The sequence below is a fragment of the Streptomyces sp. NPDC111656 genome (genome assembly GCF_055656965.1).
This window is the reverse complement of sequence record NZ_JBVKCA010000011.1, coordinates 23,800-41,843: the sequence shown is the minus strand read 5'-3', so window position 1 is coordinate 41,843 and position 18,044 is coordinate 23,800. Positions and strand designations below refer to the sequence as shown.

Below are 18,044 nucleotides of genomic sequence, written 5' to 3'. Positions count from 1 at the left end.
GGACGGCGGACGGGGAACAGGGAGGTCTACTCGCGGTCCTCGGCCGTGGCGCGGCGCCGCATCGCGAAGAACGCCCCGACGCCCATGAGAACGACGACGCCCGCGACGATGCCGATGATGACGCCCGTCGAGCTCGAACCGTCGGAGGACGCACCGGAGGCGTCGGCCGGAACCGCCGACCACCAGCTCCAGTAACCGTCCTGGCCGTAGATGTTGCCCGCGGCCTTGGGCATCGTCTCGATCGACTTGATCTGGTCGGTGCGGTAGGCCTCGACCGCGTTCGGGTACGCCATGACGTTCATGTACCCGGTGTCGTAGAGCCGCGACTCCATCTGCTTGACGAGGTCCGCCCGCTTGGCGGTGTCGTACTCGGCGAGCTGCTGGTCGTACAGCTCGTCGTACTTCTTGTCGCAGATGAAGTTGTCCGTCGCGCCCGTGTCCTTGGGAGTGGCGGGCAGCGCCCCGCAGGTGTGGATGGACAGCACGAAGTCCGGGTCCGGGTTGACGGACCAGCCGTCGAAGGCCAGGTCGTACTTGCCGGCCAGCCAGGGGTCGGTCACGTTGTCGAGGCAGTTGAGAGTGACACCGATGCCGAGCTTGCCGAACCACTCCTTCACGTACTGCCCGACCGCCTTGTCGTTCGGGTCGGTGGCGTGGCAGAGGATCCGGTAGTCGATCGGCTTGCCGTTCTTCTCGAGGCGCTTGCCGTCGGCGTTCTTCTTGTAGCCCGTCGCGTCGAGGAGCTGGGCCGCCTTGGCCGGGTCGTACGCGAGCTCCTGGTTCGCCGACGGCTTCCAGTGATACGTGGAGAAGCGCGGCGGGACGTATCCCTCGCCCTCGACGGCGTGGCCCTGGAAGACCTTGTCGATGAGGGTCTTCCGGTCGATGGCCATGAAGAGCGCCTGGCGCACCTTCTGGTTCAGCAGCGACTCGGCGCCGTCACCGAAGTGCTTGCCGTCCTTGGACTGGGCGCCGGGGTTGGTGGCGAGGGCGTAGAAGCGACGGCCCGGAGCGTCGTTGACCTTGATGTTCGACTCGCCCTTGAGGGACGCGGCCTGGGCGGGGGTCAGCGCGGGGGAGCCCGCGACGAAGGAGACCTCGCCCTTGCGCAGGGCGGCCACCGCGGCGTCCTGGTCCTTGAAGTACTTGAAGACCAGCTCGTCGAACTTGGGGGCGCCGCGCCAGAAGGTCTTGTTCGGCTTCAGCCGCACATAGCTGTCTGCCTTGTAGTCGGTCAGGACGAACGGCCCGTTGCCGACGATCGGGAAGCTCTGGTCGTTGTTGAACTTCGAGAAGTCCGTGACCTTCTCCCAGATGTGCTGGGGGACGATCGGCACATCGAGCGCGCCCATCGTGGCCTGCGGCTTCTTCAGCTCGATGACGAGCTGGGTGGGGCTCGGGGCGGTGACCTTCCGGAAGTTGGTGACGAAGCTGCCGTTGGCGGTGGCCGCGCCCTGGTCCGTCATCATCTTGTTGAACGTCCACGCCGCGTCCTGGGCGGTCGCCTGCTGTCCGTCCGACCACTTGGAGTTCGAGCGGATCGTGTAGGTCCAGGTGAGCTTGTCGGCGGACGGCTCCCACTTGGTGGCAAGGCCCGGGACGGTGTGGTTGTCCGCGGGGTCGTAGTTGGTCAGGTACTCGTACATGAGCCGGTGGATGCTCGTACTGAGCAGGCGCGAGGCCAGGAAGGGGCTCAGCGAGTCGACGCTCTGCGCGACCGCGACGGTGAGGACCTTCTTGCTCTCCTGCTTGCTCTCCTTGGCCTGCTGGCTCCCCTTGGCCTGAGCCTGTTGCGGGGCCGGGTTGAGCGGGGTCGCGAGACCGGCGGTGAGGGTGAGCGCGGCGGCGGCTGCGGCGGCGAGGAGCCGGGGGCGCAGGCGTCCTCTGGTGGGATGATCGTGTGTGTTCATGGGTCGGTGACCTCGCGTCATCGCTCGCACAGGGATGGCTGGTTGACCTACTGGATCAGGGTGATCGGGGGACGCCGGCGGGATTGATGTGTGTGTCTATCAGCGGCGGTCTCGGCGCGTCAACGGCGCGTGAACCCCGTGTGGCCTGCGGAAATAACGAGTTGGCGCGGATTTTTCGCTCATTGGTTCAGACCGGTGAAGCCCTCCTGGCCAGGGGGTGACGCCCTGTTTCGTGCCCGGACACGCGAAGGCCCGCACCCTGGGGGAAGGGCGCGGGCCTCGGCGAGAAACGGTGCCCGTGAAGGGCCCGATCGGGTTACTGGTGTCCGGTTGTCGACGTCCAGCTTAGATGTCCGGTTACTGCTGTGGGGGTGCGGGCGGGGGAGGGGTCTGAGGGGGCTGGCCCTGGTACGGGGGATAGGGCTGACCCATCTGACCCGGCTGGCCGGGGTGGAACTGTTGGCCCGGCTGCGGAGGCTGGGGAGACCCCGGATAGGGCTGGCCGGGCTGCGGGGGTCCCGCGTACGGCTGGCCCGGCTGCTGGGGATGGGGCTGCTGCCCCGGCATCGGTGCTCCTGGCACGCCCGGCGCGCCCTGGCCCTGCGGGTAGGGGTACTGACCGGGCATCGGCGGGGCGGCCACCGGCGGCGGGTTGCCGTCGTTCGTCCACAGCCCGTGCGACTGCTGGTGCCGCACGATGTCCTCGGCGACCATCGCGGACAGGTTGAAGTACGCCTCCCGCACCTTGGGCCGCATCATGTCGAGGTCGACCTCGGCGCCCGCGGCCAGGTGCTCGTCGAACGGCACGACCACGACACCGCGGCAGCGCGTCTCGAAGTGGCTGACGATGTCCTCCACCTTGATCGTCTTGCCGGTCTCACGCACCCCGGAGATGACGGTGAGGGACCGCGAGACCAGATCCGCGTACCCGTGCGCCGACAGCCAGTCCAGCGTCGTACTGGCACTGCTGGCACCGTCGACGGACGGCGTGGAGATGATGATGAGCTGGTCGGCGAGGTCGAGCACCCCGCGCATGGCGCTGTACAGCAGACCGGTGCCCGAGTCGGTCAGGATGATCGGGTACTGCTTGCCCAGCACGTCGATCGCGCGACGGTAGTCCTCGTCGTTGAAGGTCGTGGAGACGGCCGGGTCGACGTCGTTGGCGATGATCTCCAGACCGGAGGCGGCCTGCGAGGTGAACCGCCGGATGTCCATGTAGGAGTTCAGGTACGGGATCGCCTGCACGAGGTCGCGGATGGTGGCCCCGGTCTCGCGGCGCACCCGGCGCCCGAGCGTGCCCGCGTCCGGGTTGGCGTCGATCGCCAGGATCTTGTCCTGTCGCTCGGTGGCCAGCGTGGAGCCGAGCGCGGTGGTGGTCGTCGTCTTGCCGACGCCGCCCTTGAGGCTGATGACGGCGATCCGGTAGCACGACAGCACCGGCGTCCGGATCAGCTCCAACTTCCGCTGCCGCTCGGCCTCTTCCTTCTTCCCACCGAGCTTGAAGCGCGAGGAGCCGCCGGTGGGGCGACCGCTCTTGGCCTTCTGCTTCTTGTTGTTGAGCAGCCGGTCGGAGGACAACTCCACCGCGGCCGTGTACCCGAGCGGGGCGGCGGCCGGGTTGGTGGGCTGACGCTGGTCGTGCTGGATGGGCTGCGGCCAGGCGGCTCCGGTACGGGGGTCCACCGGCGGCTGGGGCTGCGCCTGCTGCGCTGCCGGCTGCGGTCCCGGGTGGGGCTGCTGCGGGAAGCCGTAGCCGCCCTCCTGGGGCGCGTTCGGAGCCGGGGGCTGGGGGAAGCCGTAGCCCGGCTGCGGGCCGGGGGCCTGCGGTGCGGGGGGCTGGGGCTGGTTGGCCTGGGGTGCGCCGGTCTGTGGCGCGTTGGCCTGCGGTGGGGTCGGCTGGGGAGCGGGCGCGCCCGTCTGCGGGAATCCGTAGCCGCTCTGCTGCGGTCCCGGCTGGAGCGGGACGGCGGCGCTCGGCTGCGGGAACCCGTAACCGGTCGGCGGGGCCGGGGGGTTGGGCGCGGCGGGAGCCGGAATCCCGGGGTGCGGGAAGCCGTAACCGTCCTGCGGCGCGGGTGGCACGGGCGGCGCGGGTACGGGAGCGTCGGCGACCGGAGGGGCCACGGGGCCCGGCGCGGGCGGCGTGCCCTGCGGATGCCAGGCGGCGGGCGCGGGCTGCGGAGCCTGCGGCTGGAACGGCGGTTGCGGCTGGGCGAGCGGCTGTTGTGGCGGGACCGTCGGCTGGGCGGGCGGCTGGGCGGGCGGCGGCCCCGGGTAGGGCTGCTGCTGGGGCTGCTGATGGGGGAAGCCGTAGCCACCCTGCTGGGGCGGCAGCGGCGGCTGTCCCTGTGCGGCGGTCGGCTGCGGCGGGACGGGTGCCTGGCCCTGCGCGGCCGTCGGTTGCGGCTGCTGAGGGGGCCCGGGCTGAGGTGGCACGACCGGCTGGGGGGAGGGCCACTGGGCCGCCGGGGCCGGGGCGGCGGGCTGGTAGGCGGGCGGCAGCGGCGGCAGTCCGCTCTGCGGCATCGGCGGGGGAGCCCAGGCGGGAGCGGCTGTCTGCGCGTCCTGCGGTACGTCGGTACCGGCGTCCGGGGAGGTGTCCGGCGCGATGTCCTGGGGCCAGTCGTCGAAGTCATCGGCTTCGTGCGCCGACGCGTCCTGGGACGCCGGGGCCTCGGGAGCGGAGTCCTGAGCCGCGGTCTCCGCCGTCGCGGCGGCAACGGGGCTCTCGCCCCCCGCGTCGGCGGCACCCTCGGCGCCCTCGACGTCGCCGTCAGAGGCACCCGCGGGCTCCTTGAAGCCACCATCGGCTGCGGCTGCGGCTGCGGCTGCGGCGTCCTCGTCGCCCGCGTGGGCCGCGTGGGCCGGAACCTGCGCTGCCTCGACCTCACCGTGCGGGCCGTCTTCACCGCCGGTCGGGTCCGTCACGTCGGCCCCGACGTCCGCGGGCTCCTGCCCGTGTCCCGCGGCGGAGTAGGTGGCGTCGGAGCCGTCGCCCGCGGGGCTGTTGTCGGATCCGTCGCCCGCAGCGGCGGCGCCGGTGCCGTCGCACTCGCTCGTGCCCGCGTTCGCGCCTTCCGCCGACGAGGGCGCTTCCCCGCCGGCCACGACCTCACCGGAGGCCTCGGCGGACTGCTGCTCCCCGGCGGGCGCGGCGGGCGCGCTCAACTCGAAGTCACCGCCGGTCGTGTCCTCGCCGTCCGAACCCTCACCGACCGGCGCGCCCTCGGCGACAGCGGCGTCCCCGGTGGGGCCTGCGGACGCTTCCTCGGCGGCTCGGGCCGAGGCCTCCCGCTCCGCGAACTCACGCTTGAGCGCGGCGGCGGAGAACCGCATGGTCGAGCCGCTCTCGATGTCACCGTTCCCGAGACCCGCCTCGTCGGCCGGTGCGACCAGCGGCGTCCAGGCGGGCTGAGGTCCGGACGCGGGCACGGCCGGAGGCATGGGCGCTGCCGACGGAACGGGCGCGGCCGGAGGAACCGGTGTGGCCGGGTCGAACGACACCGGCGGAGCGGACGGCGCGGGAGGAGCCGGCGGAGGTGGGGTCGGCGAGGCCTGGGCCGAATGGCCCGACGCGTTCTGCGTGTACCAGGCGGGCGGCGCGTAGTCGATGGTGAACTCGCCCGTCGCCTCGACGGCGGACTCCGCGTCGGACTGGTCATCGCCGGGTGTGGCCCAGCCCCCGCGGATCCCGTCCCGATCGCTGTTCACAATTCCTCCTGGTGTGGTCAAGCACCCTCAATGCCGTGCTGACGCGACCGTTCGCTTCGCGTTTGTCTTCGCGTCTCTTCATGCGAAGCGCGGGCGGGTCCGTCGACGGGTGGGTCGAGGGAAACGGGTCGCGCCCGGTCCCAGCCTAATCACCACGAGCGCCATGACGGCAGGCCCGTCCGCCCCTCCGCGCGGGTCCGCTCCGTCACACCTTGCCCAGAAGCGGCGTACGCACGCATCAAGGGAGTTAACAAACCGGGCAATCGTGGTGAACAAGCCGGTCACGACAAGGGGTAAATCGTTCTCAAGGGTCCAATTAAGGACCGCTGTTGAGTCGGCGGTGCTCGGGGACGCCGGGTCAGTCCATCCTGCGCGGCGTACCGAACAATCCGGTCTCGGCGTCCGTGGGCTGAGTCATCACGTACTGCCGGTCGCGGTCGGCGCACCAGAGCGTGACCCCGTCGGCGAGCGTGGGCAGTGAGTCCACATCGCCTCGGGGCAGCGCCAACGCCCGCCCTATTTCGGCGGCTTCGTCCGGTGAGACCCGCTGCACGCCGACGAGCCGCGCCTGCCGCAGCAACCGGGGGGCCACCGGGCTGAGATACGGCAACAGCGTCAGCACCGACTGCCAGGGGCCGGAGACCACACGCCCGCGCGGCGGCCGCATCCCGCAGTCGCGCACCACCAGCACCGGGTTGCCGGCCGAGGAGCCCTGCGGCGGAACCCGCCCCACGTCGTGCACGCTCATGCCGTTCTGCCCGCCGCCCATGGCGTGCACCATCTGCATCCAGGCCGGCGCGCGCCCCGTCTCCACGGCCACACGCGCCCCCGTGGCCGCCGCTCTCAGCGCGAGCACCTGCGCGGTCCAGAGGCCGCCGATCAGGACGACGTCGTACGGCGTCGGCCTGTTGAGCCCCAGCACGGCGGGCTGCCCCTCGGCGTCCACCCCGATGACGACCCCGTCGTCCCCGATGGGCAGCGCGAGCGAGTCGACCTGCTCCACGGACAGCGAGTGCCGCCCGTGCCGAGGCCCGAGCAGCCCGAACCCGCTGCGCAGACGCCCACGCCCCGGCTCCGGCACCGAGCCGGGGGAGCCGGCCGATCCATCCCCCGAAGCTCGACGAGCTCCCGGATCCCCCGAAGCCCCGTACGGTCCCGGAGCCACGAAGCCGCCCGAATTCCCGTTCCCGTACGCACCCGAGGCGGTGGCTCCACCCATGGTCATGGCCATCAGCGAACACCCCCGAGAGGCAGCGTGGCGAGCACACCGGGCAGCTGCTCGCGATCGAGCCGGGCCAGCCCCGTGCCGGCCTGGCGGGCGGCGTGCTCCAACGAGCGGCGCGCCGCGACCAGTTCGTCGTCGCTGCGACCGGTCACCCGCATGTGCCCGCACAGCGACACCTCTTGGCGCTCTCCGCGCCGCAGCGTGAGGCTGAAGGTGGTGGCCAGCGCGGGCACGGCCGTGAGCAGCGCGACGAGTTGCGGCAGGGAAGGCCCGCCGCCACCGCCCAGTTGGGGCCAGCGCCGCACCCAGTACGTCGTGTGTCTGCGGTTGTCGCAGCGCCAGCTGCGGCCGGACTCCTCGGTCCGCCGCGCCGGCAGGTCGGTGCGTCCCGCCTCGGCCGTCACCAGAGGGTTGGCGCACGCCGAGGTCGCCACCGCGGCGGTCAACTCCTCCTCATTGAGCACCGTGGTACGAAAACCCGCCCCCATGAGGCGACTCGCGAGGTGGTCAGCGGCGCGCACGACGCACTTCTGCGCACCGACGAGCCCACCCCCGCGCGCGGCCACCGCCTCCGGGCACAGCTCCGGATCGAGCTTCAACGCGATCCAGGTGATACGCACGGCGGGTGCCCCGGTCTGCTCCTGGAGCGGCGCGTAGTTGCTGACGGCCACGGACTGCTGTGGCAGGTGCAGCGCGGGCGCGGGCTGCGTGTGCAGCACGATCTGCGCCGACTCCAGATGGATGTCGTCCACGTCCAGCGTGTCCCGCACCAGCCCCAGGGGGAGCGGCTGGCGGCTCCGCTCGGCGCGCAGCGCGGTCGCGTCGGCCTCCACCTGAAGGACGGCGGTCACGAACGTACCGTCCCCGATCACGCCGACGGGCCGTCGGTCCCGCGCGCTGTACGCGGAGGTCCGCAGGCCCGGATCGCACTCCACGGCCGGGGCGAGACCGGGCTCCGTCCCGGGGGGTATCGGCGTACTCGCCGCGCGCCGCTGCCGCGCCCGCAACGCCCGTGCCGTGGCGAGCCATTCGGGCAACGAGCGGCCCCGGCGCCGTACGAAGGCGAGGAGGACGAGTGCGACCGCGACGACCGCGGCCGGCATCAGCGCGAACGGACCGACGATCCACCCGACGAGCAGCGCGGCGGCGGCGATTTCCAACAGAACGATCCGTTGCAACCGGAACGACCCCGACTGCCCGGGACGCACCTTGAGATGCAGCGCCCCCGTCTGTCCCTGCGCCCGCGCGGGCGGCGTGGACCGCTGTGACCGGGGTGCCGAGGAGCCCTGCTCCCGCGACCGGTCACGCGACCGGAACCGCGTTCCGGAAGCCATCACTGCATCCCCCCGTTTTCCTCACAACTCATTGGAACAACGCCACCACACAGGGCCCTTGAAGGCCCCGATACCCTACCCGCTCCACAAGGCCGATCCCTTACCAGGCATAGTAGGGGGCCGGTCTGACAACGGAGGGCGGGGGACGGTGTACCCCCCAGCGCCGCCAGGCGATACACGGGGAGAAACAGGCACACATGGCATCTCGGCGGGACCAGCTCAACGCCTACACCTTCGCGAAGCGACGCATGCTCGCGTCCTTCGTCCAGTCGTCTCCCGACGGTTCGGAGGAAGGGGCGCCGCGCCCGTTGCGTGCGGTGCTGCCGGGGACCCTCGTCGGCGTGATCATCATGGCCGCGTTCGGGGCGTGGGGGATGTTCAAACCGACCGCGCCGCAGGGCTGGAACGCCGTCGGCGAGAAGGTGATCATCGCCAGCAAGTCCACCACCCGTTACGTGGTCCTGAAGACCGACGGCAAGGTCCAACTGCACCCGGTCCTCAACATGGCGTCCGCGAAGCTCCTGCTCAAGACGGGCAAGGGTGACGTCGTCACCGTCGACGAGTCCATCCTCGACAGGGGCACCATCCCGCGCGGGGTCACCATCGGCATCCCCTACGCCCCCGACCGGCTTCCCGCCGCGTCCGAGGCGGGCTCCGCGAAGCGCTGGGCCGTCTGCGAACGCCCGAGCGCGGGCGGCAGGTCCATCCAGAAGGCCGCGTTCGTCCTGGCCTCACGCGACATGGGCAAGACCGAGGGAAGCAAGCAGAAGCTGGGGGGCGGCGAACTGCTGTACGTCGTAGGCCCGGACAAGACCCGCTACATCGTCGACGCGAGCGGAACGTCGTACGAGGTCGACGAGAACAATGAGTTGCTGCTGCGCACGCTCGTCGGCTCCGGCCGCGAACCACAGCGGGTGTCCAAGGAGTGGCTGGAGACCCTGCACCCGGGCGACCCCATCACCTTCCCGAAGGTCGAGGGCCAGATCGGCACCGCCGCCGGTGTCCAGGGCAGCCTGTCGGCCGAGGCGAACAAGGTCGGCATGGTACTCAAGGCGCCCAACGGCGCGACCGAGCAGTACTACCTCGTCGAGCAGGGGAAGGTGGCTCCTGTCTCGGACTTCACCGCCAAGCTGCTACTGAACAGCAGTGACCTGGTCGGCCTCGGCCAGGCCGGCACGGCTCTCGACGTCAGCGCCGGAGCCTTCGTGCCCAGTACGGCAGGGTTCGCCGCGGACCACACCTGGCCGAGCCGCATGCCCGTTCCCGTCAACGAGGCGGACGCGTCGGACGGGCACCGCAACACCGTCTGCAACGTCCTGCGCGACGTCGACAAGGACAAGGGCGGGACGACGCTCAGCACTTGGGCGGGCACGGATTTCCCGGCCCCCCTCCCGACCGGGTCCTCCAGCGCGTACGTCACGCCCGGCTCCGGGCAGCTCTACCGCCAGTTCCAGGGCGAGGAGACCACGGCGGGCGGTGTCTTCCTGGTCACCGACACCGGACTGCGCTACGCGATGCAGTCCAACGACGACAGCGCCACGAACGACGCGGGCATCGGCACCACGGCCAAGGAGCGCAAGCAACTCGAGCAGGAGGCCCGCCTGGCCCAGATCAGCCTGGGCTACTCCGACGTGGACCCGGCGCCCATCCCTGCCGCCTGGTCCCAGTTCCTGCCCACCGGCCCTCGTCTGTCGACTTCGGCGGCACGCCAGCCGCAGGGCTCGTAAGGGGGGCCATGTCGTACGCACCGGCCGCAAGGCCTCTTCGTACCGTGGCCGTCATGGCCGCGACGCTGCTCGCTTCCACCGCCACCGTCGCCCTCGCACCGCTAGCGGCCGCGGACACGTCCACGGACCAGTGCACCTTCCCGAACAAGAAGTACGCGGGCCGCCCTTGGGCGCTGCAGCGCGTCCTGCTGGACGAACTGTGGAGCCAGTCAAAGGGCAAGGGCGTACGGGTGGCTGTGATCGACACGGGCGTGGACGTGAAGAACCCCCAGCTCACCCACGCCGTGGACACGGCGGCCGGTCTCAACCTCCTTCCGAAGAAACTGAAGGACGACAACGGAGACCCGATCGAACGCGGCAAGGAGAACGGCACGACGGACACCGTCGGCCATGGCACCCGCGTGGCGGGCATCATCGCGGCCCGGCCCCTCTCCGGCACCGGATTCGTGGGCCTGGCTCCCGAGTCGACGATCATCCCCATCCAGCAGAACGACGCCGAGGGCCACGGCACGGCGGAAACACTCGCCAGGGCCATCCGCGAGGCGATCCGGGCCAAGGCCGACGTCATCAACATCTCCCAGGACACCTCGAACGCGGTGAAGCCGGCCGCGGACCTGGAACGGGCGGTGGACGAGGCGCTCGCCGCCGGCATCGTGGTGGTGGCCTCGGCGGGCAATGACGGCCTGGGTGGCAACGACAAGGACACCTATCCGGCCTCGTACCCCGGCGTCCTGGCGGTCGCCGCCTCGGACCGCAACAACGAACGCGCCTCCTTCTCGCAGTCGGGCGACTTCGTGGACGTGGCGGCCCCCGGAGTGGACATGATCTCCACCGTCCCCAAGGGCGGCCACTGCTCCGACAACGGCACCAGCTTCTCGGCCCCGTACGTCGCCGGAGTCGCCGCTCTGATCAAGGCGAAGCACCACGACTGGACCCAACAGCAGATCGTGGCCCAGATCGAACAGACCGCGGAACGCTCGGTGGCGGGCCATGACCGCCTGGTCGGCTGGGGAGTGGTCGACCCGGTCCGCGCCCTGACGGAGGACGACCATCCCATCGAGTCCCCCGACCCTCACGAGGGCCTCTCGAAGGCCGAGGCGCCGACCCCGGCGAAACTGCAACTGGGCGAAACCCCGGACGAACGGAACGCACGGCTGGCTACGTATGTGGCCGTGGGCGCAGCGGTCTTGCTGGCGGGGCTCAGCGGGGTGGCGGTGGCGGTGCGGGACGCGCGGCGGAGGAAGCGGCGGGTGGCGGGGGCGGAGTGACGGCCTGGGTACATGGCTGTTCTCCACATCTCCGCTGCCTGGTCACTGACTTGTCAGACATTCATCGCGGTCATCGAAAGGACCTCTCCGCGTGAGCTTCGGCCCACCTCCTTCCATGTACACACAGTCCGCTGTGACAGCGGACGGCATACAAAAGAAGCGCCGCCGGAAACTGTTCGGTGGCGTGGCAGCCCTCCTGATCGGGACGCTGTGCGTGGGCAGTTGGCTCCTCTGGCACGGCGACGACGAGGCAGGGGCAGCCGCCAAACAGACAGCCCTCTCGGAGCAAGGCCCCCTGGACATCAGGGAGACGGTCGAGAAGCAACCCGCGAACGTATCCGGGCGCATGGCCTTCAGGTTCTCCGCCGACGACATGCAGGCCGGCGAGTCGCACGCGATGCCGGGCATGTGGGCGACGGACAAGATCCTTGCCAAAGGCATCAACAGAACCCTCGTGGGTTTCAAGATCGGCACGGATGCCCGCGCGGGCGACGAAGTCTGGAGCATCAGGTTCGCCGGACCGATCTGCGGCACGACGCGTCATGTGACTGCGGGGGACCGCACGGCAGTCCTCTTCCGGTCCGGTACCGGCAACCGCGCGGTGTGCGACCGTGTGGCCTTCGTCGACCTCGACACGGGCAAGAAGCTCTGGGAGGCCCAGTTCTCCACGCAGAAGGCCGCCTACGCGGATGCCACACCGAGTGTGACCATGGCGCGGGCGACGGTGGCCGTGGCGTGGGGCGGAGGCACGCGGGCGTACGACATGGACCAGGGGAAGAGCCTCTGGACGAACACCCCCGCTGATGGGTGCAGGGACAGGGGACTGGCCGGCGGGCGCGCCCTGCTCGTCCGGACCGACTGCTTCGACGCGAAGACCATCGCCACGACCTATCGGATCCGGAAGGTCGACTCCCGCACGGGCAAGGTGAATTGGACGTACCAGGTCGCCAAGGGCGTCAAGGGCGTCAACCTGGTGTCCGCCGCACCCGCCGTCCTCGCCGTGGCGGCAGGCGACGTCGAGATCACCGACCTGATCTCCCTCGACGAACATGGCAAGTACCGCGCCACGATTCGCGTCGAAGGTGGCCACTACGTCGCCAAGTGTGTCGATGAGGTGGACTACGGGGCGGTGGACGACTGCCCGTCGATGGTGGTCGGAGACGGCCAGGTCTTCCTGATGAGCAGGGAGGACCCCGACGGAACCATTGTGAACAACTCCAACTGGGTCATCGGATTCGATCTGGCGACGGGGAAGACGGTCAAGAAGTTCGAGTCGGGCAAGGACCAACTGCTGTATCCCCTGCGGATGAGCGGCGATCAACTCCTCGCCCTCCGCGAGAGCAGCGATCACATCACGCCCATGGCACTCGTCAGCCTGAACCCGCGGACCGGCAAGGAGACCCCGTACTTCTACTTCGATCTGCCCTCCGAAGCCTGGACGCTCACAGACCAGGAACTGAACGACATCATCGTGCAGAACGGACGGATCTTCTTCGGCACGAAGCAGGCGAACGGGCCGACCAATGCCAAGGAGAAGGTCTGGGAGTGGCTGGTTCTTGGGGTGGGGAGCGCGGGGTAGACCGTCGGACGGGTGCCCGTCTCTTGTGAGTTCGCAATGGCTACACAGCAACGCCGAATGAGTAGGAGTACTCAGGTCCGTCGCGTTGTGGGCCACGTAGTGTCGAGTGGCGGCACGGGCTCAGGCGAGCGCGAGGGTGCGGTGAAGAAGCAGTGAAGCTTCGCTGGGCGGTAGCACAGCTGTTGCGTATAGCAGTTGGGGCTGTCATAGGAAGCGACTAGAGTGATGTCGTTGCGGATATGAACGCTTGAGGGGTGCAGTCGCCCGGAGCGAGCGACAAAACGGGGAGGGAAGGCGTCATGCTTCCTGCGGACATGACAGGTGGGGCGTCGCCAAGCACAGCTGCGGACCTGAAGGTCGGCGCCGGCGTGCTGATGACGTTCAAGCAGCGCATCGACAAACTTTTGTCCGAGTTCGAGGACTCGGCGGGCAGCGCTTCCAAGGTGGGTGCGCACCGCGTCTCACGGACTTCTCTCAGCGGGCACTGCAGTCCCTTCCATGAGGCGGACGCCCTGTTCACTCAGTACGAGCAGGTTCACGAGCACATCACGCAGCTCTCCAAGACGCTGGGTCTCCAGATCGAGGCCATGGGCATCGCGACGCAGGGCGCGCAGAACGGCTTCGACAGCCTCGATGACGACCAGCGTCGCCGTTTCTGGGAGATCCAGGTCGAGACCGACCGCCTGTACAGCGAAGCCCAGCAGGAGAAGTCCGGCGAGGGTGAGCGGAAGTTGAGCGACGCGAAGAAGTCCACGAAGGGACTCCAGTAGTGAGCGGGGACGACAAGGCGCCGAAGGAGCTGACTGACCAGCAGCGCGTCGACGTTCAGGTCGGCCAGGTCGACGCGGTGTCCGGGGTGTCGAACGTGATGCACGACGCGTTCGGATTCAAGCGCGTCCGCCTCCTGACGTACGGGAAGGTCACGGACTTCGAGGACCACAAACTCAATGCCATGATCGACCTGGTCCATCAGGCGAACCCCGCCGACCTGGAGCACGCCGGCGAGACGTTGGCGAAGGCGAGCAAGGCGATCAACGAAGCCGCCGTGGAGCTCCGACGTCACCTCAAGCACGCGGGTGAGGACTGGCAGGGCGTGGCCGGCGAGGCGTTCCAGAAGTGGGGAGAGAAGCTCGCCACGCACACCGAGAGCCTGGCCACGTACGCCGACGGCGCCGGGGTGCAGGTCACGGCTGCCGCGACGGGGCTCGCATCCGTGCGCAGTTCGTTGCCGCCCCGGGACCCCCGCCCTGCCCTCGATCAGAAGAAGCCGGGGCAGCTCCCGGTACTCCAGCAGTTCGAGGGCAACAAGCAGTACGCCCAGGCGGTCCAGGTCGAGAAGGACCGGCAAGAGGCGATCAACCAGATGAACCGCCTCGCCTCCTTCTACTCGGTGTCAGGGTCCGAACTGGCGAAGCTGGACCCGCCGGCTTTTCAGTCGATGCCGGATGTGGGGATGCCGCCTGGGTCCGAGGCACCGAGTGGAGGTACCAATGGTCACACGCGCCACTCCAACCTGAGCTCAGTCCACCAGGCGGTTGCGGGTGCGAGCGAAGGCAGCCATGTGTCCCACAGCGAGACCGACTCCGGGAACGGCCGTCTTCCCTCTGCGCATCCCGCTGTGGACACAAGTGTCGATTTGCATCGCCCCACTGTCGGTACGGAGATCAACAGCGTTGGCACGCTGCCGCCAGAAACCGCGAAGCCGGCGCCAGTGCTCCCCCCTTCCACGGCAACGGGACCCAGTGCGCCTCCTGGGGGAACGCTCCCGCCCATAGGGACAGGCGTGGTACCTCCCGCCTTCGGAGGCCCGGTCGCGCGCGCTGTCGGACTTGGAGGAGGAGCGGGCGGCAAGACTCCCGGATCGGCTCAAGGGCGGGTTACCACCTCTGAGGGAACCACTGCCGGAGGTCGCACAGGACGCGGCCCCGTGGGACCGATCGGACGCGCATCCGCGGTTGGCCAGCAGGGTGCCCGTGGGCCCGCTTCTGCGACGGGCAGGTCGCCTATGGGGCGGGGTGTCACCGGCGGCATGCCTAGAAGCGCGGGTACGACCGGTTCACGCACCGGCGGCACGCCAGGCGGGCGTGTGGGCGGCGTGCCCGGTCAGCCTGCCGCACGGACCGGACCCGGAGCCACGGGCGCTGCGCGTACGGGCGGCGTGGTCGGTGGCAGGCCCGCTGCTGAAGCTGGCCCGCGTGCGACGGGTGCCAGGGTTCCGCGTGGCACGGTCATCGGTGGCGAGGGCACACCAGGGGCTCGTACGGGCGAAAGGCCGGGGCAGCGCGGAGTGATCGGTGCGAAGAACAACCCGGCACCGGGCACTGGCCAGGGTCAGTCTCAGCGCCGGACTCCAGGTAATGCGGACAGTGTGGTCGGCGCGCCCGCGAGTCGGGCAGGTGTCAGGGGCAACGGAGCCGTGTCCGGTGGTTCTGGCCTGGTGTCCGGTTCCGCGGAGGGCCGCAGCCCTGATCGTGCCGCCGGCGGGAGGCCGCAGCGTGAACAGCACCGTGCCGAGGACAAGAAGCGCTCGCGTGATGATGCGCGGCGTGACGATGCGCCGCCGGCGACCGACTGACCGAAACGACCTAGGACGTACAGAAGCATGAAGTCAGGGACTGGCGTACGCCGAATGCGGGCCGCGCTGTGGGCGATGCGTGCCCGGAGACATGTGACCACCGTGGGCGCGACGCTGGGTGCTTTGGCCGTCATGTCTGTTGGGCTGGCCCCTGCCGCGGCTGCCGACGACATCCAGTCGCAGCAGTGGTACTTGGACGCGATGAACGCCCAGGGACTGTGGAAAGTCAGCACGGGCAAGGGCATTTCGGTCGCTGTCGTCGACACCGGAGTGAACCCGGACACGAATTCGTTGAAGGGCCAGGTGCTGCCCGGAGTCGACGCCACGGGAACCACAGGTGACGAAACGGACGACTACGCCGGCCACGGCACGTCGATGGCCGAGTTGATCGCAGGGACCGGCCGTGGTGGTGGGCTCAAGGGAGTGGCACCCGGAGCCAAGATCATCCCAATCCGCACGGTGCTCCTCGGAATCGGCAAGAAGGGTGAGGAGCAGGGCGATACCTCAGCGAAGGCAATCCGAGCCGCTGCCGACTCCGATGCAAAGATCATCAATATGTCGTTCGGTACGTATTCCGAGGACGATGGTGAACTTGAAGCCGTGCAGTACGCACAGAGCAAGGGGAAACTGCTCATTGCCGCTGTGGGTAACGCAGCCGATATCGCCAAGAACTACATCGGCTATCCCGCCAAATACCCTGGCGTGGTCGGAGTCTCGGCGATCAACGAAAACGGCGAGGTAGCCAAGTTCTCGCAGGATGGCGCGTACGTGGATCTGGCCTCGCCGGGCGTCGACGTACCGACCTGGTGCGACAAGGCCTTGAAGTCCTACTGCGCGCAGAGCAATGGAACCAGTCAAGCCACCGCCATCACCTCCGGCGCCGCCGCCCTCATCTGGTCCGCCCACCCCAAGTGGACTGCCAACCAGGTCCTCCGCGTGATGATCGACACAGCCGGCCGGGACTGGCCGAAGAGCACCCCGAGCCGGTACCTCGGCTACGGCACGATCCGGCCGGCGCAGGTTCTCCTGAAAGGCAAGGGAGACCCCGGACCCGCCGACGTCGATCCCGTCACCAACAAGAAGACGCCCGGCCTCTCCGCCGGCACCGGCGCCTCGTCCTCCGCATCCGCATCAACCTCGTCACAGCCCCCGAAATCCACTTCAGGTGGCCTGACTTCAGCGGCAGGATCAAGCTCGACGTCGTCCGGCGACAACACGCTGTGGGTGGTTCTCGGAGCAGTTGCGGCGGTGGTGGTGATCGGAGGCGGCGGCTTCGCTGCCTTCCGCGCACGCCGCGGCAATTGAGGGCTGCCTGTGTGGTTCGACCCATTTTCAGGCCAGGTTCCGCTACCCACATTGTGGCGATGCGTAACTCGGCAAGTTGCAATGACAGTCCAGGAAGGGAAGCCCAGTCATGGCAGACGGCCAGCGGCTATCAGACGCCCAAGTAGTCAAGCTTGAAAAGGACATCCTTATCAAGTTCGAGTCGATCAAGGGGCAGGTTCACCGGCTTCAGGGCACCATCGACAGCCTTGAATCCGGGCAGTGGAAGGGCATCGGTGCCGGTGCCTTCAACACCAAGCAGTACGAGATCAACACGTCCCTGGTGCGGATCGGCAACGTCCTCACCAAGTTCCTGGAGGCGATGACCGCCACCCGGAAGATCAAGGACGGCACGGAGGACGAGGTCCGGTCGGCCGTGCAGAGCATCAACGTGTTCGACGGTGCCCCGAAGTCGAGCCTCAGCGGGTTCTGAGTCCGACTTGTCCGAGCTCGCAGGTCGGGCCCGGTGAGACGACATCACGAAGGAAATGGAGTAGGCATGGCCGGCAACAGCCACGATGAACTCGTAGTCAAGTACGGGGCCCTTGACGCCGCGGCCACCGAAATCGGTAACCAGGCCAAGCAGCTTGAGCAGGACCTGGAAGAGATCAAGAAGATGGTCGCCAGTGTGGCGTCGGGCTGGGAAGGCGAGGCCCACAACATGTACAAGCAGCAGCAGGCCGTGTGGGACAAGGAAGCGCGCGACATCCACCAGGCTCTGGTGGCCATCGCGCAGGTGGTCGGTCGCGCCGGCGGCGACTACCACGGCGGCGACAAGAAGGCCGCCAGCTACTACCTGTAGGACAGGTCGATACGGGTCGACAGGGTGGGCACGCACGGGAGGTGCCCACCCTGTTGTGCGTCCTCGCTCACATCAGACGCACTTGTTCTTCTCCTGGATCTGCTTGGTGTAGTCGACGATCAGACGCTTCATCGCGGTGGTGTCATCGAGGTCGGGTGCAAACACCTGCATGACAGTGAACAAATGCTGATCCGGATGGGACGAATCACTGCAGCCTTCGGCTTTCCCGACTGCACCGGTTCCTGAGTAAAGATATCTTTTGTCGTCCGTCACGGTCCCGGGGGCGACCTGTGCATGCACGGCAGCAACGTCCATGACGGTGCCCTCTTTCTCCCACCACAACTGACCTGCAATCATGGCGACTTTGCCATCGATGCTGATCTTGCATCGTTCGGTTCCGCCGTTGGGTGACTCTTGTTGTGTGGAAATTTTCTTTCCAGCCGGCAAGAAGGGGGATACCAGGTCGGATTTCACGGTGACGCCGCACAGGGATTTTGGCAGCGCGTACTCCCGTACCTCTTCCTTCGAGCAGCCGGACAGCGCGATTCCCATGGCGACGGCCGTCGCCAGGAAAGCGACTCTCCTGGGTG

13 protein-coding genes are annotated in these 18,044 nt (G+C 68.8%); 8 read left to right on the top strand and 5 right to left on the bottom strand.

The window, feature by feature from the left end; genetic code table 11:
- Positions 1-26: 26 nt before the first annotated feature.
- The 4 genes from ACZ7M3_RS29400 to eccE all read right to left on the bottom strand — a co-directional run bounded on the left by ACZ7M3_RS29400 (position 27) and on the right by eccE (position 8,180).
- Positions 27-1,910: an ABC transporter substrate-binding protein gene (locus tag ACZ7M3_RS29400; RefSeq protein WP_472066961.1), complete on the bottom strand. Its 1,884-nt coding sequence runs from the start codon at positions 1,908-1,910 to the stop codon at positions 27-29.
- 357 nt (positions 1,911-2,267) lie between these two features.
- Positions 2,268-5,621: an SCO5717 family growth-regulating ATPase gene (locus ACZ7M3_RS29395; RefSeq protein ID WP_472066959.1), complete on the bottom strand. Its 3,354-nt coding sequence runs from the start codon at positions 5,619-5,621 to the stop codon at positions 2,268-2,270.
- Positions 5,622-5,979: 358 nt separating this feature from the next.
- Entirely contained in the window at positions 5,980-6,840 is an 861-nt protein-coding gene (locus tag ACZ7M3_RS29390) for a hypothetical protein (protein WP_472067287.1), read from the bottom strand.
- A gap of 11 nt (positions 6,841-6,851) precedes the next feature.
- Positions 6,852-8,180 (bottom strand): type VII secretion protein EccE, encoded by a 1,329-nt coding sequence (gene eccE / locus ACZ7M3_RS29385; RefSeq protein WP_472066957.1) that lies wholly within the window; start codon positions 8,178-8,180, stop codon positions 6,852-6,854.
- Between the two features lie 197 nt (positions 8,181-8,377).
- Here eccE and eccB point away from each other — a divergent pair, with 197 nt between their 5' ends.
- The 8 genes from eccB to ACZ7M3_RS29345 all read left to right on the top strand — a co-directional run bounded on the left by eccB (position 8,378) and on the right by ACZ7M3_RS29345 (position 17,454).
- The gene (eccB, locus tag ACZ7M3_RS29380; protein ID WP_472066955.1) at positions 8,378-9,907 is read left to right on the top strand and encodes a type VII secretion protein EccB; all 1,530 of its coding nucleotides are present in this window, start codon (positions 8,378-8,380) and stop codon (positions 9,905-9,907) included.
- 53 nt (positions 9,908-9,960) lie between these two features.
- Positions 9,961-11,175: a type VII secretion-associated serine protease mycosin gene (gene mycP, locus ACZ7M3_RS29375; RefSeq protein WP_472066953.1), complete on the top strand. Its 1,215-nt coding sequence runs from the start codon at positions 9,961-9,963 to the stop codon at positions 11,173-11,175.
- A gap of 184 nt (positions 11,176-11,359) precedes the next feature.
- Positions 11,360-12,754 (top strand): outer membrane protein assembly factor BamB family protein, encoded by a 1,395-nt coding sequence (locus tag ACZ7M3_RS29370; protein WP_472066951.1) that lies wholly within the window; start codon positions 11,360-11,362, stop codon positions 12,752-12,754.
- A gap of 299 nt (positions 12,755-13,053) precedes the next feature.
- Positions 13,054-13,524: a hypothetical protein gene (locus ACZ7M3_RS29365; protein WP_472066949.1), complete on the top strand. Its 471-nt coding sequence runs from the start codon at positions 13,054-13,056 to the stop codon at positions 13,522-13,524.
- Positions 13,524-15,329 (top strand): WXG100 family type VII secretion target, encoded by a 1,806-nt coding sequence (locus tag ACZ7M3_RS29360; protein ID WP_472066947.1) that lies wholly within the window; start codon positions 13,524-13,526, stop codon positions 15,327-15,329. Before ACZ7M3_RS29365 ends, ACZ7M3_RS29360 begins: the two co-directional genes overlap by 1 nt.
- A gap of 93 nt (positions 15,330-15,422) precedes the next feature.
- Positions 15,423-16,634: a S8 family serine peptidase gene (locus tag ACZ7M3_RS29355; RefSeq protein WP_472066945.1), complete on the top strand. Its 1,212-nt coding sequence runs from the start codon at positions 15,423-15,425 to the stop codon at positions 16,632-16,634.
- 109 nt (positions 16,635-16,743) lie between these two features.
- Positions 16,744-17,085, top strand: coding sequence for a WXG100 family type VII secretion target (locus ACZ7M3_RS29350; protein ID WP_075031308.1), 342 nt, complete (start codon positions 16,744-16,746; stop codon positions 17,083-17,085).
- A 66-nt stretch (positions 17,086-17,151) separates the two neighbouring features.
- The gene (locus ACZ7M3_RS29345; protein ID WP_075031309.1) at positions 17,152-17,454 is read left to right on the top strand and encodes a WXG100 family type VII secretion target; all 303 of its coding nucleotides are present in this window, start codon (positions 17,152-17,154) and stop codon (positions 17,452-17,454) included.
- A 72-nt stretch (positions 17,455-17,526) separates the two neighbouring features.
- Here ACZ7M3_RS29345 and ACZ7M3_RS29340 read toward each other — a convergent pair whose 3' ends face one another.
- Positions 17,527-18,006: a hypothetical protein gene (locus ACZ7M3_RS29340; protein WP_472066943.1), complete on the bottom strand. Its 480-nt coding sequence runs from the start codon at positions 18,004-18,006 to the stop codon at positions 17,527-17,529.
- Between the last annotated feature and the right edge of the window lie 38 nt (positions 18,007-18,044).

Excerpts from the sequence above, each read along its gene's own strand:
- eccB (WP_472066955.1), top strand. The coding sequence starts at position 8,378 with ATGGCATCTCGGCGGGACCAGCTCAACGCCTACACCTTCGCGAAGCGA.
- mycP (WP_472066953.1), top strand. The coding sequence starts at position 9,961 with ATGGCCGCGACGCTGCTCGCTTCCACCGCCACCGTCGCCCTCGCACCG.
- ACZ7M3_RS29365 (WP_472066949.1), top strand. The coding sequence starts at position 13,054 with ATGCTTCCTGCGGACATGACAGGTGGGGCGTCGCCAAGCACAGCTGCG.
- ACZ7M3_RS29340 (WP_472066943.1), bottom strand. The coding sequence starts at position 18,006 with ATGGGAATCGCGCTGTCCGGCTGCTCGAAGGAAGAGGTACGGGAGTAC.
- ACZ7M3_RS29350 (WP_075031308.1), top strand. The coding sequence starts at position 16,744 with ATGGCAGACGGCCAGCGGCTATCAGACGCCCAAGTAGTCAAGCTTGAA.
- eccE (WP_472066957.1), bottom strand. The coding sequence starts at position 8,180 with ATGGCTTCCGGAACGCGGTTCCGGTCGCGTGACCGGTCGCGGGAGCAG.
- ACZ7M3_RS29345 (WP_075031309.1), top strand. The coding sequence starts at position 17,152 with ATGGCCGGCAACAGCCACGATGAACTCGTAGTCAAGTACGGGGCCCTT.
- ACZ7M3_RS29400 (WP_472066961.1), bottom strand. The coding sequence starts at position 1,910 with ATGAACACACACGATCATCCCACCAGAGGACGCCTGCGCCCCCGGCTC.
- ACZ7M3_RS29390 (WP_472067287.1), bottom strand. The coding sequence starts at position 6,840 with ATGGGTGGAGCCACCGCCTCGGGTGCGTACGGGAACGGGAATTCGGGC.